Source organism: Aeromonas sp. S41-2 (assembly GCF_027705845.1).
GTDB lineage: Bacteria > Pseudomonadota > Gammaproteobacteria > Enterobacterales > Aeromonadaceae > Aeromonas > Aeromonas hydrophila.
This window is the reverse complement of record NZ_JAPDCG010000006.1, coordinates 244992-263115: the sequence shown is the minus strand read 5'-3', so window position 1 is coordinate 263115 and position 18124 is coordinate 244992. Positions and strand designations below refer to the sequence as shown.

General features: G+C 61.6%; 23 protein-coding genes. 12 read left to right on the top strand and 11 right to left on the bottom strand.

Annotation, left to right across the window (positions count from 1 at the left end; all coding sequences use genetic code 11):
* The first annotated feature begins 52 nt into the window (after positions 1-52).
* From dksA to panC, 6 genes are all read left to right on the top strand, one after another.
* Positions 53-502, top strand: a complete 450-nt coding sequence (dksA, locus tag OKC44_RS16015) for an RNA polymerase-binding protein DksA (RefSeq protein WP_005304459.1) — start codon at positions 53-55, stop codon at positions 500-502.
* A gap of 113 nt (positions 503-615) precedes the next feature.
* Entirely contained in the window at positions 616-1533 is a 918-nt protein-coding gene (gene gluQRS, locus OKC44_RS16010) for a tRNA glutamyl-Q(34) synthetase GluQRS (protein WP_270814047.1), read from the top strand.
* 136 nt (positions 1534-1669) lie between these two features.
* On the top strand, positions 1670-3169 hold the full coding sequence (gene pcnB, locus OKC44_RS16005) for a polynucleotide adenylyltransferase PcnB (protein ID WP_017411017.1): 1500 nt from the start codon (positions 1670-1672) through the stop codon (positions 3167-3169).
* An 11-nt stretch (positions 3170-3180) separates the two neighbouring features.
* On the top strand, positions 3181-3690 hold the full coding sequence (gene folK / locus OKC44_RS16000; protein WP_060390752.1) for a 2-amino-4-hydroxy-6-hydroxymethyldihydropteridine diphosphokinase: 510 nt from the start codon (positions 3181-3183) through the stop codon (positions 3688-3690).
* Positions 3687-4481 carry a 3-methyl-2-oxobutanoate hydroxymethyltransferase gene (gene panB, locus OKC44_RS15995; protein ID WP_011707281.1) on the top strand — a complete coding sequence of 265 codons (795 nt, stop codon included), beginning with the start codon at positions 3687-3689 and terminating at the stop codon, positions 4479-4481. Before folK ends, panB begins: the two co-directional genes overlap by 4 nt.
* A 187-nt stretch (positions 4482-4668) precedes the next feature.
* Positions 4669-5526 (top strand): pantoate--beta-alanine ligase, encoded by an 858-nt coding sequence (gene panC / locus OKC44_RS15990; protein ID WP_252411180.1) that lies wholly within the window; start codon positions 4669-4671, stop codon positions 5524-5526.
* Between the two features lie 64 nt (positions 5527-5590).
* Here panC and OKC44_RS15985 read toward each other — a convergent pair whose 3' ends face one another.
* The 8 genes from OKC44_RS15985 to hpt form a co-directional block, all read right to left on the bottom strand.
* The gene (locus OKC44_RS15985) at positions 5591-6118 is read right to left on the bottom strand and encodes a rhodanese-like domain-containing protein (RefSeq protein ID WP_029304880.1); all 528 of its coding nucleotides are present in this window, start codon (positions 6116-6118) and stop codon (positions 5591-5593) included.
* Between the two features lies 1 nt (position 6119).
* Positions 6120-6560: a MauE/DoxX family redox-associated membrane protein gene (locus OKC44_RS15980; RefSeq protein WP_270814045.1), complete on the bottom strand. Its 441-nt coding sequence runs from the start codon at positions 6558-6560 to the stop codon at positions 6120-6122.
* A 44-nt stretch (positions 6561-6604) separates the two neighbouring features.
* Complete coding sequence (locus OKC44_RS15975; RefSeq protein WP_029304878.1) at positions 6605-6865, bottom strand: DUF3343 domain-containing protein; 261 nt, start codon at positions 6863-6865, stop codon at positions 6605-6607.
* Entirely contained in the window at positions 6862-7644 is a 783-nt protein-coding gene (locus tag OKC44_RS15970) for an acyl-CoA dehydratase activase (RefSeq protein WP_270814042.1), read from the bottom strand. The genes OKC44_RS15975 and OKC44_RS15970 overlap by 4 nt, the downstream gene beginning before the upstream one ends.
* A gap of 9 nt (positions 7645-7653) precedes the next feature.
* Complete coding sequence (locus tag OKC44_RS15965) at positions 7654-8805, bottom strand: double-cubane-cluster-containing anaerobic reductase (protein WP_270814040.1); 1152 nt, start codon at positions 8803-8805, stop codon at positions 7654-7656.
* 234 nt (positions 8806-9039) lie between these two features.
* On the bottom strand, positions 9040-9813 hold the full coding sequence (locus tag OKC44_RS15960) for an ABC transporter permease (RefSeq protein ID WP_005304632.1): 774 nt from the start codon (positions 9811-9813) through the stop codon (positions 9040-9042).
* Positions 9810-10727 (bottom strand): ABC transporter ATP-binding protein, encoded by a 918-nt coding sequence (locus OKC44_RS15955; RefSeq protein WP_201903971.1) that lies wholly within the window; start codon positions 10725-10727, stop codon positions 9810-9812. Before OKC44_RS15955 ends, OKC44_RS15960 begins: the two co-directional genes overlap by 4 nt.
* A 111-nt stretch (positions 10728-10838) precedes the next feature.
* On the bottom strand, positions 10839-11369 hold the full coding sequence (gene hpt / locus OKC44_RS15950) for a hypoxanthine phosphoribosyltransferase (protein ID WP_011707288.1): 531 nt from the start codon (positions 11367-11369) through the stop codon (positions 10839-10841).
* Positions 11370-11569: 200 nt separating this feature from the next.
* Here hpt and OKC44_RS15945 point away from each other — a divergent pair, with 200 nt between their 5' ends.
* The gene (locus OKC44_RS15945; RefSeq protein WP_011707289.1) at positions 11570-12184 is read left to right on the top strand and encodes a TetR/AcrR family transcriptional regulator; all 615 of its coding nucleotides are present in this window, start codon (positions 11570-11572) and stop codon (positions 12182-12184) included.
* Positions 12185-12258: 74 nt separating this feature from the next.
* On the opposite strand, the gene OKC44_RS15940 is transcribed toward OKC44_RS15945, so the two are convergent.
* Both OKC44_RS15940 and mpl read right to left on the bottom strand, forming a co-directional pair.
* Entirely contained in the window at positions 12259-12870 is a 612-nt protein-coding gene (locus tag OKC44_RS15940) for a flavin prenyltransferase UbiX (protein ID WP_270814034.1), read from the bottom strand.
* Positions 12867-14237 carry a UDP-N-acetylmuramate:L-alanyl-gamma-D-glutamyl-meso-diaminopimelate ligase gene (gene mpl / locus OKC44_RS15935; protein ID WP_139389788.1) on the bottom strand — a complete coding sequence of 457 codons (1371 nt, stop codon included), beginning with the start codon at positions 14235-14237 and terminating at the stop codon, positions 12867-12869. Before mpl ends, OKC44_RS15940 begins: the two co-directional genes overlap by 4 nt.
* A gap of 179 nt (positions 14238-14416) precedes the next feature.
* On the opposite strand from mpl, the gene ppa reads away from it, so the two are divergent.
* Positions 14417-14947 (top strand): inorganic diphosphatase, encoded by a 531-nt coding sequence (gene ppa / locus OKC44_RS15930; protein ID WP_011707292.1) that lies wholly within the window; start codon positions 14417-14419, stop codon positions 14945-14947.
* 25 nt (positions 14948-14972) lie between these two features.
* On the opposite strand, the gene OKC44_RS15925 is transcribed toward ppa, so the two are convergent.
* The gene (locus tag OKC44_RS15925; RefSeq protein ID WP_270814031.1) at positions 14973-15335 is read right to left on the bottom strand and encodes a hypothetical protein; all 363 of its coding nucleotides are present in this window, start codon (positions 15333-15335) and stop codon (positions 14973-14975) included.
* A 124-nt stretch (positions 15336-15459) separates the two neighbouring features.
* On the opposite strand from OKC44_RS15925, the gene OKC44_RS15920 reads away from it, so the two are divergent.
* The 4 genes from OKC44_RS15920 (at position 15460) to OKC44_RS15905 (ending at position 18123) form a co-directional block, all read left to right on the top strand.
* Positions 15460-16338 carry a hypothetical protein gene (locus OKC44_RS15920; RefSeq protein WP_029302247.1) on the top strand — a complete coding sequence of 293 codons (879 nt, stop codon included), beginning with the start codon at positions 15460-15462 and terminating at the stop codon, positions 16336-16338.
* 257 nt (positions 16339-16595) lie between these two features.
* On the top strand, positions 16596-17138 hold the full coding sequence (locus OKC44_RS15915; RefSeq protein WP_011707296.1) for a YtfJ family protein: 543 nt from the start codon (positions 16596-16598) through the stop codon (positions 17136-17138).
* A 44-nt stretch (positions 17139-17182) separates the two neighbouring features.
* The gene (locus OKC44_RS15910) at positions 17183-17473 is read left to right on the top strand and encodes a hypothetical protein (RefSeq protein WP_146061086.1); all 291 of its coding nucleotides are present in this window, start codon (positions 17183-17185) and stop codon (positions 17471-17473) included.
* 35 nt (positions 17474-17508) lie between these two features.
* Entirely contained in the window at positions 17509-18123 is a 615-nt protein-coding gene (locus tag OKC44_RS15905; protein WP_270814027.1) for a DUF2796 domain-containing protein, read from the top strand.
* The last annotated feature ends 1 nt before the right edge of the window (position 18124 follow it).

Sequence of the window (18124 nt, the reverse complement as noted above, 5' to 3'; positions counted from 1 at the left end):
CGCCCTCAATTTATGGATGGCACGGGTAGCGTGCTGAATTAGGAGACAGGGCATGCCAACAGGCGAAAACAGGAAATCTCTGGGCCCCCTGGCCATTGCGGGTGTGGCGCCTTACCAGGAAAAACCGGGTGAGGAGTACATGAATGACCAACAAAAGGCACATTTTCGCAAGATCCTGGGAGCCTGGCGCAACCAACTGATGCAGGAAGTTGACCGCACCGTTGACCATATGAAGGATGAGGCTGCCAACTTTCCGGATCCCGTGGATCGCGCCGCGCAAGAAGAAGAGTTCGCTCTTGAACTGCGTACCCGCGACCGTGAGCGCAAGCTGATCAAGAAGATCGAGAAAACCTTGCTGCTGCTCGAAGACGATGACTTCGGTTACTGCGAACACTGCGGTATCGAGATCGGTATCCGCCGTCTGGAAGCCAGACCCACCGCCGACCTCTGTGTCGACTGCAAGACCCTGGCTGAAATCAAGGAAAAACAGATGGCCGGTTGATACCGACCTCTGGCATAACAGAAAAAAGGGAGCTCGCGGGCTCCCTTTTTTATTGAGCTTTTGGCCGGGCCGTCCCAGAATGCAGCCTCAATGTCCCGTTTGCCCGAATCTGCATGCCCGTGAATACCATCCCCTCGTCCCAGACCCGCCCTTATATCGGCCGCTTTGCCCCCTCCCCCTCAGGCCCGCTTCACTTCGGCTCCCTGATCGCGGCGCTCGGCAGCTTCCTGCAGGCCAGGGCACGACAGGGGCGCTGGCTGGTGCGCATCGAAGATATCGATCCGCCGCGGGAGATGGCGGGGGCCGCCCCGCTCATTTTGCAGACCCTGGAGGCCCATGGCCTGCAGTGGGATGGCGAGGTGATGTACCAGAGCCGGCGCCACGGCCGCTATGACGAGATCATCGACCAGCTCTACCGGGCCGGCGATCTCTACTGGTGTCGCTGTACCCGGCGCGAAATCATGGCGAGCGGCGGCTTTTACAACGGTCACTGCCGCACCCTTGGTCTCACGGCGGAGGGTTGTGCCGCCCGCGTGCGCCAGCACCACCCGGTGTACGATTTCGAGGATGGGCTGCAGGGCCGCATTGCGGTGCCGGCGGCGCTGGCCGAGGAAGATTTCATCGTACGCCGGCGTGATGGCCTCTATGCCTACAACCTGGCGGTGGTGGTGGACGACATGGATTGCGGCATCACCGAGATAGTGCGCGGCGCCGATCTGCTGGAGCCGACGGTGCGCCAGATCGCCCTCTACCAGACGCTGGGCGCCCCCGTGCCCGCCTGGGTGCATCTGCCGCTGGCGGTGCAGGCCGACGGCAACAAGCTCTCCAAGCAGAACCACGCACCGGCGCTGACACAGGACGAGGTGCGCCCGGCCCTGTGGCAGGCGCTGCACTTTCTCGGCCAGTGCCCGCCCCCCGAGCTGATGGCGAGCCGGGTGGACGAGATCGTCGACTGGGGCATCGCCCACTGGCAGCTGGCCCGGGTGCCTGCCAGCGAGAAGATTGCGCTGACAGCAGGCGTAAACGAATAGGCAGTTCAGGGGGGATTTGGGTGTGAATCAGCGCGGTTTGCGGTGATTTAGCCGGGATAATCCGAGTCAAACGAGATCAATTGCCAGCACGGTTTTTCATTTGGTTAGGCGTGAGCTATGATAGGCCGCTATTTTTTTGGCCTCCCGTCAATTTGAAGTCATAACGAGGTGTACCATTTTTTCCCAGATCGCAAACTTTTGCCGCAAAGTGCTCGGCAAGGAAGACGGCGAGCAGTCGGCGGAGTCCCCCATTCCGGCCCGTGTCGCCGGGCAACGTCGTACCTTGAGCCGTGACCAGCACCCGATTTCGCGCAAAGAGATCAGCGAGAATGCACTCAAGGTGCTCTATCGCCTGAACAAGGGCGGCTACGAAGCCTACCTGGTCGGCGGCGGAGTCCGGGATCTGCTGCTCGGGAAGACGCCCAAGGATTTCGACATCGCCACCGATGCGACGCCGGAGCAGATCAAGTCACTGTTCAGCAACTGCCGCCTGATCGGCCGCCGTTTCCGGCTGGCCCACATCGTCTTTGGTCGTGACGTGATCGAAGTGGCCACCTTCCGCGGTCACCACCATCAGGTCAATACCAGCAAACATGTGTCAGCCCAATCCGATGAAGGGATGCTGCTGCGCGACAACGTCTACGGCACCATCGAAGAGGATGCCGAGCGTCGCGACTTTACCGTCAACGCCCTCTATTACAGTGCCAAGGATTTCACCCTGCACGATTTCGAGGGCGGGCTGGAAGACTTGGCCGAACGCAAGCTGGAGCTCATTGGCGATCCCGAGACCCGCTACCGCGAAGATCCGGTGCGGATGCTGCGCGCCGTGCGTTTCGCCGCCAAGCTGGACATGACCATCAGCCCGCGCACCGCCGCCCCCATCAAGGAGCTGGCACCGCTGCTGCAGGACATTCCGGCGGCCCGCCTGTTTGAGGAAACCCTCAAGCTGTTCCTGGCTGGCGATGGCCTGGCCACCTACAAGCTGCTGCGCGAATACGGCCTGTTCCAGCAGCTGTTCCCGCAGGTGGCGGCGCTGTTTACCCCGCACGGCAACTCGCCCTACGAGCAGTTTATCGAGCAGGCATTGATCGATACCGACACCCGGGTCCGGGAAGACAAGCGCGTCACCCCCGCCTTCCTCTACGCCACCCTGCTGTGGGGTTGTGTCGAGGCCCGCGGCCGGGTGCTCGAAAACGAGAGCGGCCTACCCTGGTATGACGCCTTCATGCTGGCGATCAACGAGGTGCTGGACAACCAGGTGCGGATCATCGCCGTCCCGCGCCGCTTCACCACCGATGTGCGCGACATCTGGGCCCTGCAGCAGCGGCTGACCCGCCGTCAGGGCCGCCACCCCGAGCGGGCCATGGAACATCCCAAGTTCCGCGCGGCGTTTGACTTCCTGTTGCTGCGCAACCGGGTCGAGCGCGGTCTGGGCGAGCTGGCCAGCTGGTGGGAACGCTACGTGGAGTCCAATCCGGACGTGCGCCCGCAGCTGCAACGGGAGGCGACCCGGCGCCCGGCAAGCGGTGAGCGCGGTCAGGCCGGTGAGGCCCGCAGCAACGATGGCGAGAAGCGCAGCAGCAACAGCCGCAACCGTCGTCGCCCCCGTCGCCGCAAACCGAAAGCGGCCGAGTGACAACTGACGTGATGACCGAGGTCTTCGTCGCCATTGGTTCCAACCTGTCTGACCCGCTCGGTCAGGCTCGTCGCGCCGTCGCCGCTCTGGCAAGGTTGCCGGAATCCGTGCTGGTGCAGGCCTCGTCGTTTTACAGCAGCCGCCCCATGGGCCCTGCTGATCAGCCGGACTACGTCAATGCCGTGGCCCGGCTCAACACCCGGCTGACGCCGCTGGCGCTGCTGGATCAACTACAAAGCATCGAGCTGGAACAAGGACGTGTGCGCAAGGATGAGCGATGGGGGCCGAGAACCCTGGATCTCGATCTGCTGCTGTTTGGCGATCAGATCATCAGGCATGAACGCCTCATCGTTCCCCATTACGGCATGAAGGAGCGGGAGTTCGTGCTGCTGCCCCTGGCCGAGATTGCGCCCGCTCTGGTACTGCCTTGCGGCACCCCACTCGCAGAACTGGTTGCCCGCTGCCCGCACAATGATCTTGCCATCATTGCCCCCGGTGCAGACGAACAGGAGCCTCTATGAGCAAGATCACCACCACCAACCTGTTGAAGATGAAGCAGGAAGGCCAACGAATCACCGCCATCACCGCCTATGATGCCACCTTTGCCAAGCTGTTCGACGACGAGGGCGCCCACGTGCTGCTCATCGGCGACTCGCTGGGCATGGTGCTGCAGGGGGGTCAGGATACCCTGGGCGTCAGCATGGATGAGATGGTCTATCACACCCGTTGCGTGGTGCGCGGCACCACCAATGCACTGGTGGTGACCGACATGCCGTTCATGAGCTATGCCACCCCGGAGCAGACCTATCAGAACGCCGCCCGGCTGATGGCGGCCGGTGCCCGCATGGTGAAAATGGAAGGGGGCGACTGGCTGTGCGACTCCATTCGCCACCTGACCCGCAACGGCGTGCCGGTGTGCGGCCACCTCGGCCTCACCCCGCAATCCGTGCACGTATTCGGCGGCTTCAAGGTGCAGGGGCGCGACGAGTTCCAGGCTCAGGAGATCTACCGTCAGGCCCTCGAACTGCAGGCTGCCGGCATCCAGTTGCTGGTGCTCGAGTGCGTGCCCACTTCGCTGGCCGAGCGCATCAGCAAGGCGCTGCGCATTCCGGTGATCGGCATCGGTGCCGGCCCCGCCACCGACGGCCAGATCCTGGTGATGCACGATGCCTTCGGCATCACCTCCGGCTATGTGCCCAAGTTCACCAAGAACTTCCTGGCCGAGACCGGCGACATGCGCGCCGCCATCCGGCTCTATGTGAAGCAGGTGAGCGAAGGTACCTTCCCGGGCCCGGAACACTGCTTCAACTGATCCGATAGCGTGACGAGAGCGGGGGCCTGCTCCCCCGCTTCGCCCTCTGGTGCTGACTGAGCAACCCGTCTCTTGATGATTCATCCCAAGGTGACCTGTCGATGATGCTGCCCGTTGACACTCCTCTCTTACCCATGCGGGCCCATACCGCCCGCCTCTCTTTGATCTTTTCGAAGGTGAACTGCTGATGTTGGTCGTTAACAATCCCGCCGCTCTGCGTGAACAGATCGGCCAATGGCGCCGTGAAGGGCTCACAATCGCATTCGTGCCCACCATGGGCAACCTGCATCAGGGCCACCTGACCCTGGTGAAAGAGGCGCACCACCACGCCGATAAGGTGGTGACCAGCATCTTCGTCAACCCGATGCAGTTCGACAAGGCCGAGGATCTCGCCAACTACCCGCGCACTCTGGAGCAGGACTGCGCCGCGCTGGAAACGGCCGGGGTGGACATGGTGTTCACGCCGACCCCGGAGATCATGTATCCGCAGGGGCTGGCCAGCCACACCTTCGTCGAGGTGCCGGGCCTCTCCGGTCTGCTGGAAGGGGCGCTGCGTCCGGGTCACTTCCGCGGCGTCAGCACCGTGGTGACCAAGCTGTTCAATCTGGTGCAGCCGGATGTGGCCTGCTTCGGCCAGAAGGATTTCCAGCAGCTGGCGCTGATCCGCAAGATGGTGGCCGACATGGCGATGCCCATCCAGATCGTCGGCGTGCCCACCGTGCGGGCAGAGGACGGGCTGGCGCTCTCCTCGCGCAACGGCTACCTGACCGCGGCCGAGCGGGCCCTGGCCCCTGAGCTGGCGCGCACCATGAACTGGATCGCCGAGCAGATTGAAGCGGGTGACCATCACCTTCCCTCCCTGGTGGCCCAGGCCAGCCAGCGCCTCGACAAGGCCGGTTTTCGGACCGACGCCATCGACATCGTCGATGCCGCCACCCTGGAAGCGGCCACCGACCAGAGCGAGCAGCTGGTGATCCTGATGGCGGCGTATCTCGGCAAGGCCCGCCTCATCGACAACCGGGTGGTAACGCTGGCCCGCCCCTGAGTCGCAGCACCACTGACAACAAAGCCCGCATGTGCGGGCTTTGTTGTTTCTGAGCGTTTCCTGCCTACTCGGCGGTGACCGGGTAACCCGCCCCTTTCCAGGCGAAGATGCCGCCCGGCACCCGATAGACCTGCTGATAGCCCTGGGTGACCGCCCAGGCAGCCCCGTTGTGGCTGCGGCCGCACTTGACGAAGCCGCAGTAGAACACCACCGGACGGGTCTTGTCGTCCCCCAGCAGGGCCAGCAGTTGCTCGGGCGTACCGCTCCCCTCGACGATCTGGCTCCAGTCATCGCCGGACTTGGCCTCCTTCACGAAGGCAAAATTCTTGGCCCCATGGATGTGCTCCTTCTTGTAGGAGTCCTCGAACGGCATGGTGTCGATGATCACCAGCGCCTCGCCTTTATCCATCCGGGTCTTCAGCTCGGCCACGGTCAACAGCTGATAGCCCCCCTGCTGGGTCTCCTGGGAGAGCTGTACCGCCGCCTGCTCCAGCTTGGTCTCCTGCTCGAACTGGTTGTCGCCACAGCCACCAAGGGCAAAGCTGGCCGCAATCAGCGTGGCCATCAGGGTGCGGGATTGCAATCTCATCATGTCACTGCTCCTTTGGAACGGTAAAAACGGGGCGGGAGTGGCGCAGCAAGGCGCCCGCAAGCGTCAACAGCAGCAGATCCCGCAAGAGGGCTTGTGGCAGCGAGCTGAGATCAGCCCTGCCAAGACAGCCGCAAGAGATGTCGAGCCCGATGGCGATGCCATAGCCCAACACCGGAATAAACAGGGCGAGCAGCCCGATCACCAGCCAGAGCCCCCAGCGCCGGTTGCCGATCACCGCGAGTCCGGCGCAGAGCTCCAGCCCAATAAGGCCCCAGACGGCAAGGGGAATGAACGGCGACCAGAGCAGGCCGAAGGCGCCGATCTGCTCGGCGAACAGCTCCGGTGCCGCCAGCTTGAACCCGGCGGAAGCGACGAAGAATCCCCCCAGCGCCAACCTGGCCAGCACGCGCAGATACACGGCCATGGGATAGTTCTTTATCATCCATGCCCTCCACTGCCAACTCCCCGAGCAGGCGTCACCATGCCCTAGCCGGCGGCCGGATAGCGGGCCAGTTCGCAATACTCACCGTCTTCGTCACAACGAAAAACGGCGGCGGTTTCGCCACTCTGGCACCACTGCTGCCACTCCTCGGGCGGGCAGTGCAGGCGGATGGCGAGGCCGCAACCGGCGCTGAGCCGGCGCGGCACATCGCAGACCCGAAAGGCGTGGGGCTGCTGCTCCAGCCGCTTGCGCAGCCTGACCGTGCCGAGGGTGGAGTGGAACAGGTAGAGGAACTCTGCGTTCATGACTTGCCTCCCGAGCGGGCACGCGCACCGAACAGGGCCGCCCCCAGCGCACCGGCAAACTGGGCGTCCGGGTGAGTGGCCACGTCGCAGCCCAATCCTTGCGCCAGATAGTGGCGGAAGGTGGCGCAGTGGCTGACGCCGCCAGTGAAGAGCACTGTGGGTCTGGTACCAAGGCGGCCGATGAAGTTGGCACTGCGCCGGGCCATGGAGCGGACGATGCCGGCCAGGATAGACTCGGCGGGAATGCCCGCCGAACGCAGGCTGATCGCCTCCGACTCGGCAAACACGGTACACATGCTGCTGATGTCATGGGGCTCGGCCCCTTGCAGCAGCTCGTCGAGCTGTTCGACCCGCGCCCCCAGGGTGCGGGTGATCACCTCGAGAAAGCGGCCGGTACCGGCGGCACACTTGTCGTTCATCAGAAAGTCGGTGAGGTTGCCCTCGCCATCGAGCTGGATCACCTTGCTGTCCTGGCCGCCGATGTCGATGACGGTGTGTACCGACGGGCAGAGCAGGCGAGCCCCCAGCCCGTGGCAGGAGATCTCGGTGACCCGCCGATCGGCGAACGACGCCAGATCGCGGCCATAACCGGTCAGGGTCAGATGGGGGCGCTCTGGCAACGCGGCCGAGAGTTCCTCCCAGCCTTGCTCGATGGCGGCCAGCGGACGAAAGGGGGTCGGCACCAGAAAGCGGCGGACGATGCGCCCGCAGTCCCTGTGGTCGAACAGGATCCCCTTGGTCGCGGTGGAGCCCGAGTCAATCCCGATGGTGAGTGACACTGCACCTCCTCACAGCATTTCGATAAAGGCCGCCAGCCGGGTGGCCAGCTGTCCCTTGTCGGCGCTGGAGTAGTCGGTCTCCACCGCCATGTAGGGGATGCCGTGGCGATCACGCACGTGGCGCTTGATGGCGAGCGACTCCACCGCATAGGTGTGACAGGCCTGCAGGATCACGTCGATCACCCCGTCCGCCTGATACTCCTCCACCATCTGGCTCAGCAGATTCATGCGCTGGTGGTTGGGGGAGATGCAGGAGCAGCCGATGGCCAGATACTTGTCGGTCAGGGCATCGAACAGATCGCCCTCCTCGCTGACGCACTGCTCGGTCGCCTTGGCGCCGGTGCAGTTCTCGTAGCCTACCACCCAGCCGCCATGCTCCTCGATGAGGCGTACCACCTTGTCGGCGGCGCCGCCGATGGGGCAGCCGGTGATAAGGATGCGCGGGCGGGCATCGAGCCGTTTGCCGTCGGCATAGTCGGCCTTGATTCGGCGGGTCATCTCCTGCAGCTCGCTGATGAGCTGATCCTTGTCGAAGCGGAAGGTGGCGCCATAGACCACCTTGAGGATGTCGGTGCCGCTCAGCGCCGGCGGATTGAGCTGGCCCAGCCGGTAGAAGTCGGCCAGCGCGCGGCGCTCGCGGTTCTTCAGCACGATGGCGTCGCGCAGCGCCTGCTCGCTGATGGGGTTGCCGAACTGCTGCTCCAGCAACGCCTTGAAGCGGACGATCTCGCTGCGCCACAGGGTGCGGGAGGCCTCGTCATCGGCGCGGTTGGGCAACTGCATCACGTGCACCGGTTTGAACTCGGCCATGTACTCGTACATCTTCTTCTTGCCGTCGCAGGTGGTTTCCCCCACCACCAGATCGGAGAAGTAGAAGTAGGGGCACTTGTCGGTCTTGCCGAAACCGTAGCTGCTCTTGATCAGCGGGCAGAGGTTGCGGGGCAGGTCTTTCTCGGCCTCCTCGATGGTCTCATCGCTGGTGGAGCAGAGCGATACCACCACGGCGCCGGCGGCCATCGCCACCTCCTGTGGCATGAAGGTGCAGTAGGTGCCGACCAGGGGGATCTGTCGCTCCTTGAGTGCCATCACGGCCAGAAAGCCCTGACGGCGGGCATCTGAAAAACTGTCGAAAATGGCTGGCAACTCGGTGATCAGTGACATAGGCGATCCTGCCCTGGTGAGAAAAAGAAGAGACGGAGGGCCTCCATTGCGCAGACCTTCCAACCGCGGGAATTATACCTTTGGGGGTAATCTGAAAATTGCGGTGGATCACAAGGTGTCGGATAAAACCTTGATAAGAGGGTGGTTATTGACCCTGCTCGAGATAGGGCCAGCGCAGGAAAGGGAAAAGAGGCGACAAAAAAACGGGCATCCCAGGGTGCCCGTTGCATTGCATCAGTGGCGCAGCCCGGTGCCGCGAGAGATGAGCCACCAGGCCAGGCCGTAGAGAGCCACGATGAAGCCGATGATGATGAGGTAGGCGGTGCCGAGCGGCACGTCGGAGATACCGAGGAAGCCGTAACGGAACGCGTTCACCATGTAGATGATCGGGTTCACCTGGGAAACCCCCTGCCAGAAGGGCGGCAGCAGGCTGATGGAGTAGAACACCCCGCCCAGGTAGGTGAGCGGCGTCAGCACGAAGGTGGGGATGATGCTGATGTCGTCGAAGGTCTTGGCAAACACCGCGTTGATGAGACCGCCCAGCGAGAAGAGGATGGCGGTCAGCAGCACGGTGAAGCAGACGCTGAACAGATGGTGGATCTGCAGCGGCACGAAGAACAGCGACACCAGGGTGACGATGAGGCCAACGCAGAGGCCGCGCGCCACGCCGCCGCCCACGTAGCCGGCGATGATGACGTAGTTGGGCACCGGCGCCACCAGCAGCTCCTCCACGTTGCGCTGGAACTTGGCGCTGAAGAAGGAGGAGGCGACGTTGGAGTAGGAGTTGGTGATCACCGACATCATGATGAGGCCGGGCACGATGAACTCCATGTAGCTGAAGCCCCCCATGTCACCGATGCGGCCGCCGATGAGGTTGCCGAAGATGACGAAGTAGAGGCTCATGGTGATGGCAGGCGGCACCAGGGTCTGGATCCAGATCCGGGTGAAGCGGCTGATCTCTTTGGCCAGAATGCTCTTGAAGGCGATGTAGTAAGTGGTCAGGTTCATGCTTTTCTCCCCTCCTCGACCAGGGTGACGAACAGCTCTTCCAGCCGGTTGGCCTTGTTGCGCATGCTCAATACCTGCACCTGTTGGCTCGACAGCTGCTCGAACAGGCTGTTGAGCGACTGGCTCTTGTCCAGATCCACCTCCAGGGTGCGTTCGTCCTGCATCCGGCCGTTGAACTCGGGCACGTTCGGCACGGCGGAGCCCGGCGCCAGATCCAGCATGAAGGTCTCGCGGCCCAGCTTGCCCAGCAGATTCTTCATGCTGGTGTTCTCGATCAGGCGGCCCTTGTCGATGATGCCGATGTTGCGGCACAGCATCTCGGCCTCTTCCAGATAGTGGGTGGTGAGGATGATGGTGACCCCCTGCTCATTGAGATCCTTGAGGAAACTCCACATGGAACGGCGGATCTCGATGTCCACCCCGGCGGTCGGTTCGTCGAGGATCAACAGCCTGGGTTCGTGCATCAGGGCGCGGGCTATCATCAGCCGGCGCTTCATACCGCCGGAGAGAGTGCGGGCCGGCATGTCGCGCTTGTCCCACAGGTCGAGCTGGCGCAGGTACTTCTCGGCACGGATCTTGGCCTCGGCACGCGGCACGCCATAGAAGCCGGCCTGATGGGTGACTATCTGGATCACCTTCTCGAACTGGCTGAAGTTGAACTCCTGCGGCACCAGCCCGAGCTGGGCCTTGGCCTCTTCCAGGTGAGAGTCGATGTCGTAACCGAACACCTTCACCTTGCCGGCGCTCTTGTTCACCAGCGAGCTGATGATGCCGATGGTGGTGGACTTGCCCGCCCCGTTGGGGCCGAGCAGCGCGAAGAAATCCCCCTGCTTGACGGTGAGATCGATGCCTTTAAGGGCTTCGACGCCCCCCTGATAGGTCTTTTTCAGGCCGCTGATTTCCAGTGCGTTCATTGCAACCCCTGTGATGGCGCATCCCATCTCGAGACAGAAAAGGCGGCCAAGGCCGCCTGCAGACAGAAAATGGCGCTCTGCCACCTCGCCCGTAATATTCCTGAACCTTGCTTACTCTTGCGGTACTACCTTGCCGATGAACTTCAGATTGCGGTACTTCTGGGCATAGTCGATGCCGCAGCCCACCACGAATTCATCGGGAATGGAGAAACCGATCCAGTCTACCGGCACCTGCACTTCGCGGCGGGACGGCTTGTCCAGCAGGGTGCAAATGGCCAGGGATTTCGGCTCGCGCAGAGAGAGGATCTCGCGCACCTTGTTGAGGGTGTAGCCGGTATCGATGATGTCTTCGACGATCACCACGTCCTTCCCTTTGATGTCGTCATCCAGATCCTTGAGGATGCGCACGTCACGGGTGCTGTGCATGCCGGAGCCATAGCTGGAGGCGGTCATAAAATCCAGGGTGATGGGCAGCTGGGTCTGGCGGCACAGGTCGGCCAGGAAGATGCAGGAACCACGCAGCAGGCCGATCATGACCACTTCGTCAGAGCCCTGATAACGGGCGGTGATCTCTTCACCCAATTTGGCGATCCGGGCGGCGACTTCAGCCTCGGAGATCATCACCTCGACAGTGTGTTTCATCACTTACTCCATAATGGCCAAAGCGAATTTGGCCGTTCATTAACGTCAAAACCGATGATTCTACCATCCAAGCCGAAGGGCGTCAGGCATACGTGATGCTTTTATCGGCTTATTTTAATTGATAGAGTTAGCAGGCCCTCGGGCATTATCGGTGACAATACTATAAACACCATAATCAATAACTATTAGATGAAAAAACTATGGAACCACGCGCAGAAATAAGACGTCGAACCCGGCTTTCTCCGGAGGCCCGACGCAATCAATTGATGGAATGTGCCATCGAGGTGTTCTCCCGTCGCGGCATTGGCCGTGCGGGTCACGCCGAAATCGCAGAACAGGCCAAGGTCTCGGTTGCTACTGTGTTCAACTATTTCAACACCCGTGAAGAGCTGGTGGATGAAGTGTTGGCCGAGATCGAACGTTTCGTGCATCAGATGCTGGAACAGGCCTACACCGGCCAGGGCCCGGTCAGCGACAGCATTCGCCGCCACGTGAAGCTGTTTGTCGACGCCGCCTACGATCAGCCTGACCACGCCAGTATCTGGCTGGAGTGGAGCTCATCGGTGCGGGAAGAGGTCTGGCCCCGTTACGCCAAGCTGCTGGACAAGGCACTGGAGCGCATTGCACCCCACCTGCAACGCGCCATGGATGCCGGCGAGATCCAGAGCGTGCTGTCCGCCCAGGACCTGGCCCGCTCCCTGACCGGTTTTGGTTACGTCATGATGCAGATGATCAATCAGCCACAACGCCCGGACCGGGAAGAAGTGACCGATTTTCTGTTCAAGTACGTGACGGCCCCGATCCAGGCAGCCTAACCCGCTCCGTCAAAATAAAGCGGCGCCGAACTGTTCAGGTCGGCGCCGCTTTTGTTTGTCCGCTATCTCTTGTCTCACCCTTTGGCATAGCCCCAGCGGCGGGTCAGATCGTGCACGATCCCCAAATGATCGAGGATCCTCGCCACCATGAAGTCCACCAGATCCGCGATGCTTTTTGGCTCATGATAGAAGCCCGGCGCCGCCGGCATGATGGTCACCCCGAGCCGCGCCAGTTTCAGCATGTTCTCCAGGTGGATCGCCGAGAAGGGGCTCTCGCGGGGCACCAGGATCAGCTGGCCGCGCTCCTTGATCACCACGTCCGCCGCCCGCTCCAGCAGGTTGTCGGAGGTGCCGTTGGCAATGGCCGAGACGGTACCCATGGAGCAGGGACAGACCACCATCTGTTTGGGCGCCGCCGAACCGGAAGCCACCGGCGAGAACCACTCCTCCTTGCCGCAGGCCACTATCTGCCCCTCGCTGGCGCCATATTGGCGACAGAGATAGGCAGAGAGCTCTTTCGGCGAGCCGGGCCACTCCTGCTGCTGCTCGGTCTTGAGTACCACACGAGCCGCCGAGGAGGCGAGCAGGTAGACCCGATAATCCGCCTGCACCAGGCATTCCAGCAGGCGCAGGGCATAAGGGGCGCCGGAGGCGCCGGTCAGCGCCAGGGTGATCGCTTTGTTCATAGCTGACCGTGATAGTCCTTGAGGCGGGCGATCAGCTTGTCATGAATGCCGCCGAAGCCGCCGTTGCTCATGATCAGAATATGATCGCCATCGCGGCACTCGGCCACCAGCCGGTTGATCAGGGTCTCCAGATCGTTGAACACCTTGGCCGGTCGGGTCATGTGGGCGGTCACCTCGCCGAGATCCCAGCCGATGTTGGGCGGCTGGAAGAAGAACACCTCGTCGGCGCCATCGAAACAGCCGGCCAGCTCTTCCTTGTGCACTCCCAGCTTCATGGTGTTGGAGCGGGGTTCCAGCACCGCCAGAATGCGGGCCTTGCCCACCTTGGCGCGCAGCCCGCCGAGGGTGGTCTCGATGGCGGTGGGGTGATGGGCAAAGTCGTCATAGACGCTGATGCCGGCTACCTCGCCTTTGAGCTCCATCCGCCGCTTGGGAGACTTGAACTGGCAGAGGGCCGCAATGCCGTGCTCCACCATGACACCGGCATGGCGGGCAGCGGCGATGGCCATCAGGCCGTTGTTGACGTTGTGTTCGCCGATGCACTCCCAGTGCACCTCGCCCTGCTTCACTCCGTCCAGCCACACCTCGAAGGCGGAGCCGTCGTCGGCCAGTTTGACCGCCTTCCACTTGGCGTCGTCCTGACCCACCAGCTCCACTTCGCTCCAGCAGCCCATCTTGCGCACAGCAGCCAGGTTCTCATCCCCCTTGGGGAAGAGCACCCGGCCATTGCTCGGTACGGTGCGCATCAGGTGGTGGAACTGGCGCTGGATGGCGGCGAGATCCGGGAAGATATCCGCGTGGTCGAACTCCAGGTTGTTCATCACCAGGGTGCGCGGGTGGTAGTGAACGAACTTGGAGCGCTTGTCGAAGAAGGCGCAGTCATACTCGTCCGCTTCGATGACGAAGAAGGGGGCAGAGCCCAAGCGGGCCGAGACCGGGAAGTTGCCCGGCACGCCGCCAATGAGGAAACCGGGCTCCAGCTTGGCGTACTCCAACACCCAGGCCAGCATGCTGGCGGTGGTGGTCTTGCCGTGAGTGCCGGCGACGGCCAGCACCCAGCGATCCTGCAGCACGTGCTCCAGCAGCCACTGGGGGCCGGAGATGTAGGGCAGATTGCGGTCCAGCACATACTCCACACAGGGGTTGCCGCGGCTCATGGCATTGCCGACCACCACCAGATCCGGCGCCGGATCGAGCTGGGAAGGGTCATAGCCTTCGGTCAGTTCGATGCCCTGTTGCTCGAGCTGAGTACTCATGGGGGGATAGACGTTGGCATCCGAACCGGTCACCCGGTAACCAAGCTGTTTTGCCAACACCGCCAGACCACCCATGAAGGTGCCGCAGATCCCGAGGATGTGAATATGCATACCGCTTCCTTTCGCAGTAAAGGGAAGTGCGCATTCTAGCAAGGTGACGGCAATTTGGCAGATCCAAGCTGTGCGGTATCCACCAACTCTGTCGCAGTGGCCCTGAAATATGGTCATTTGACGCGACATCGCTATAATATCGGCCTGCAAACTTGACTCCAACACTCAAAGGAAACGTCATGAGCCTGAACCTGGTCCCGGCTGGCAAGAGCCTGCCCGACGACATCTACGTCATCATCGAAATCCCGCAGAATGCCGACCCGATCAAATACGAAGTCGACAAGGACAGCGGTGCCATCTTCGTTGATCGCTTCATGTCTACCCCGATGTTCTACCCGTGCAACTACGGCTACGTGAATGCCACCCTGTCTCTGGATGGTGATCCGGTCGACGTGCTGGTGCCGACTCCTTACCCGCTGCTGGCCGGCTCCGTCATTCGCTGCCGCCCGGTTGGCGTGCTGAAGATGACCGACGAATCCGGTGAAGATGCCAAGATCGTGGCCGTTCCGCACTCCAAGCTGACCAAGCAGTACGATCACATCAAGGATGTGAACGATCTGCCCGAGCTGCTGCGCGCCCAGATCCAGCACTTCTTTGAGCGCTACAAAGAGCTGGAAGCAGGCAAGTGGGTCAAGGTTGAAGGCTGGGGCGACAAGGCCGCTGCCGAAGCTGAGATCATCAGCTCTGCCGAGCGTTACGCTGCCAAGTAAGCGTATCTCTCGTGAAAAAGGCGCCTCAGGGCGCCTTTTTTATGGGCTGTTGCGGGCGCTGACCCGGTGTCACATCGGCAGGATCCCCCTGGATATAGATGTCGCGCCCATCCTGCCGATAGGACCGATAGTAGTCTCCTCCGCAGCGATAGCTGCCATCCTGCTCGCTCATCAGCTCGCAGTTCACCGGCAGCACCTCCAGCCACTTGATGGCCTGCTGGAAACGCAGCCACTCCTGCCACTCATGCTCCCGCGCCAGCTTGTCCCGCAGGGCAAAGGTATCGGCGCTGGACATCCCCTGGTTGACGATGACCGGCCCCGCCGAGGCCGGCAACGCGGCCAACAGCAGCAACAACGGTGTGATTCGCTTCATGACGGTTTCCTGCATGACTTATTTCCAGAATTAAATTAAAAGCCCGATCAATCTGTTATCAAAATCACAAATGCCAGACTCATCCAAAATCGGCCAGCTCACCTAGTTGTTTATTATCACCCCGAGCAGGATGCACATCATGAAACTGGCACAAGGTCTGTTGTTGAGTCTAGTGTTCGCGTCCATGGCCGGGGCCAACGAGGTCACCCTGAGCTGGCAATGGCAATCGGCCGACGGCCAGCAGAAGCATCTGCTACTGAACACGGATGAGCGGGTCATCTCCGCCAGCCGCCACGAGATGAGCCTGCTCGATGCCTCCCTCAACTATCCGCTGGAGACCCTCTACTCCTACATCAGTCCGCGGCTCTACAACAGCATCAATCTGATCAATCAGACCAGCCCGGAGACCGCCACCAAGTTTCGCAATCTGGAGCAGGCCTTCACCCTGCACGACGACAGCATGGAGTCGACCCTGTTCTGGCAGGCCTATCAGCAATATCAGGACGATGCCTTTTATCAGATGCGGGTGGTGCCCTGCGTGCATCCCGCCAATCGCAAGCTGCCCTGCGTGCGTCCCAACTATTCGCAGCTGTTCTACCAGTTCAAGGGCGACCTGAGGCCCCTGGCAAAACAGTTCCTGGCCAAGGATCTGGCCACCAGCGTCGGCCTCCTGCAGGAGTGGCTGAGCGGCATTCCCACCCCACCCGAGCAAATGGACCACTTCGCGCCGCCGCTGCAAGCCTTGCAGAGCAACAAGGCTGACAGCGACGAGAAGGCGCTGTTGATGGCAAGCCTCTTGGCCGAGCTGGCCCCCCAGTACATGCTCAGCATCATCTACCCAAACATCAGCATCGGCAGCGTCTCGCCGGCCTGGCTGGCCATCACTGCCGACAGCGGCCTGAAAGGGGATACCGTGGTGATCGGCAACCAGCGCCACGTTCTGCTGACCGGCTCGCCCCTGCTGGCCCAACAGATGACCATGGCCAAGATCCCGCTGGTGAGCGAACCGCTCTACTGAGGCCTATCCCCCATCCCCAGTCTGGCTACAGGTCGCAGCCAGACTCCTCAAACCAGTTGATAAGCAATTGATTTTTATCGACTGCGTGCCATTCTAGCCGCCTTTGCCAGCTAGGCCCCGTGCTGGCGGGCAGGCAAGCGGGCCAATCACACGTTTATTTAACACTTCTTAAACAGATCCGATCAGTTTAGGATGAGTACTGCCCCATTCCCTCAATGCAAAAATCGTTATAACATAACAAAAGGAGTGTCATCAGGATGAAACATCTCGTACTTACTCTGGCGCTGCTGCCAACCCTGGCCCTGGCTCACAACATCAAGGAGTCGGCCCAGGTGCCGCTGGTCAACATCAGCGACAAGGGTGAACTGGTTCTGAAAGAGAAAGAGATCAGCTATCAGCCCTGGCAAAGCAAGGTGCTGGCCGGCAAGGTCTTTCTGATCCAGCACATCGCCGGTCGTTCCAGCGCCAAGGAGCTCAACGCCCCCATGATCGAAGCGATCAAGGCGGCCAAGCTGCCCCACGACAAGTACCAGACCGTCACCATCATCAACAGCAATGACGCCATCTGGGGCACCTCGGGCTTTGTGAAGAGCAGTGCCGAGGACAGCAAGAAGGAATTCCCCTGGTCCGCCATGGTGCTGGATGCCAAGGGCATGGCCCGCAACGCCTGGGATCTGGCGCCGGAAAGCTCGGCCATCATCCTGCTGGACAAAGAAGGCAAGGTGCTGTTTGCCAAAGATGGCCAGCTCGATGCCAACAATATCGCTACCGTGATGGGGCTCATCAAGTCCCATCTCTAAGTCAGAGAGAAGGGGCGCTGATGGCGCCCCTTTGATAGGGGTCTATGGGTCGTACCAAGCTGAAAATCTGGTTGTTGCTGCTGGGCTGGTTGTGGTTGCAACCGGTGCTGGCACAACATCCACTGGAAGCCGACCTGCCCGGCCACAACCACGCCTGCGTCCTCTGCGCCCTGCATCTGGATGGCAAGCTGGCACTCACCCCAACCCTGGTCATCCCGTCTTCACAAGTGGTCATCGGCAAGCTCGTTGATGCCGCCTTCCCCAAACCTCATGCCACCCCGTCAGGCCAGTGCCGCATTCGCGCGCCGCCACTGTTTCATCGCTTATCCGGCTAAATCCATTTTTCAATAAATTTTTCAAAGGATTAACGATGAAAGCAGTCACCCTGTTACTGGCGGCCGCCGCATTTGGCGTGCAGGCAAACCACGATGAACACGACGGTCACGGCCACGGCGCCCACGAGCACGGCCACGGCCACCTCAATCTGGTGCTCGATGGCAACCAGCTGATGATCGAGCTGCAGGCTCCCGCCGCCGATCTGGTGGGCTTCGAGCACGCCGCCAAGAGCGACGAAGAGAAGGCGCAATACACCAAGGCCATGGCTCAACTCAAGCAACCCGACGCCCTGTTTCGCTTCGACCCGGCCGCCGGCTGCAAGTTGACCCAGCAGGAGCTGCAAGCCGCCAAGGAAGATCACGACCACGACCACGACCACGACCACGACCACGACCATGACCATGACCATGACCATGACCACCAGCAGTCTGACGGCAAGCACGACGAACACCAGCACGATGACGCCGGTCACGCCGACATGGGCGCCATGTACACCTACACCTGCGCTACCCCGGCCAAACTGACCGGGCTGGAGGCCACCCTGTTCAGCGTCTATCCGAGCCTGGAGAAGCTGAGCGTGCAGGGCATCCTGCCAAGCGGCCAGACTGCAGCCGAGCTGACCCCCTCCGCCAACAAACTGAACTGGTAAC

What these genes read in the sequence shown, in the direction of transcription:
- dksA (WP_005304459.1), top strand. Translation starts at nt 53, where the DNA reads ATGCCAACAGGCGAAAACAGGAAATCTCTGGGCCCCCTGGCCATTGCG.
- gluQRS (WP_270814047.1), top strand. Translation starts at nt 616, where the DNA reads ATGCCCGTGAATACCATCCCCTCGTCCCAGACCCGCCCTTATATCGGC.
- folK (WP_060390752.1), top strand. Translation starts at nt 3,181, where the DNA reads ATGACCGAGGTCTTCGTCGCCATTGGTTCCAACCTGTCTGACCCGCTC.
- panB (WP_011707281.1), top strand. Translation starts at nt 3,687, where the DNA reads ATGAGCAAGATCACCACCACCAACCTGTTGAAGATGAAGCAGGAAGGC.
- panC (WP_252411180.1), top strand. Translation starts at nt 4,669, where the DNA reads ATGTTGGTCGTTAACAATCCCGCCGCTCTGCGTGAACAGATCGGCCAA.
- OKC44_RS15985 (WP_029304880.1), bottom strand. Translation starts at nt 6,118, where the DNA reads ATGATGAGATTGCAATCCCGCACCCTGATGGCCACGCTGATTGCGGCC.
- OKC44_RS15980 (WP_270814045.1), bottom strand. Translation starts at nt 6,560, where the DNA reads ATGATAAAGAACTATCCCATGGCCGTGTATCTGCGCGTGCTGGCCAGG.
- OKC44_RS15975 (WP_029304878.1), bottom strand. Translation starts at nt 6,865, where the DNA reads ATGAACGCAGAGTTCCTCTACCTGTTCCACTCCACCCTCGGCACGGTC.
- OKC44_RS15965 (WP_270814040.1), bottom strand. Translation starts at nt 8,805, where the DNA reads ATGTCACTGATCACCGAGTTGCCAGCCATTTTCGACAGTTTTTCAGAT.
- OKC44_RS15960 (WP_005304632.1), bottom strand. Translation starts at nt 9,813, where the DNA reads ATGAACCTGACCACTTACTACATCGCCTTCAAGAGCATTCTGGCCAAA.
- OKC44_RS15955 (WP_201903971.1), bottom strand. Translation starts at nt 10,727, where the DNA reads ATGAACGCACTGGAAATCAGCGGCCTGAAAAAGACCTATCAGGGGGGC.
- hpt (WP_011707288.1), bottom strand. Translation starts at nt 11,369, where the DNA reads ATGAAACACACTGTCGAGGTGATGATCTCCGAGGCTGAAGTCGCCGCC.
- OKC44_RS15945 (WP_011707289.1), top strand. Translation starts at nt 11,570, where the DNA reads ATGGAACCACGCGCAGAAATAAGACGTCGAACCCGGCTTTCTCCGGAG.
- OKC44_RS15940 (WP_270814034.1), bottom strand. Translation starts at nt 12,870, where the DNA reads ATGAACAAAGCGATCACCCTGGCGCTGACCGGCGCCTCCGGCGCCCCT.
- mpl (WP_139389788.1), bottom strand. Translation starts at nt 14,237, where the DNA reads ATGCATATTCACATCCTCGGGATCTGCGGCACCTTCATGGGTGGTCTG.
- ppa (WP_011707292.1), top strand. Translation starts at nt 14,417, where the DNA reads ATGAGCCTGAACCTGGTCCCGGCTGGCAAGAGCCTGCCCGACGACATC.
- OKC44_RS15925 (WP_270814031.1), bottom strand. Translation starts at nt 15,335, where the DNA reads ATGCAGGAAACCGTCATGAAGCGAATCACACCGTTGTTGCTGCTGTTG.
- OKC44_RS15920 (WP_029302247.1), top strand. Translation starts at nt 15,460, where the DNA reads ATGAAACTGGCACAAGGTCTGTTGTTGAGTCTAGTGTTCGCGTCCATG.
- OKC44_RS15915 (WP_011707296.1), top strand. Translation starts at nt 16,596, where the DNA reads ATGAAACATCTCGTACTTACTCTGGCGCTGCTGCCAACCCTGGCCCTG.
- OKC44_RS15910 (WP_146061086.1), top strand. Translation starts at nt 17,183, where the DNA reads ATGGGTCGTACCAAGCTGAAAATCTGGTTGTTGCTGCTGGGCTGGTTG.
- OKC44_RS15905 (WP_270814027.1), top strand. Translation starts at nt 17,509, where the DNA reads ATGAAAGCAGTCACCCTGTTACTGGCGGCCGCCGCATTTGGCGTGCAG.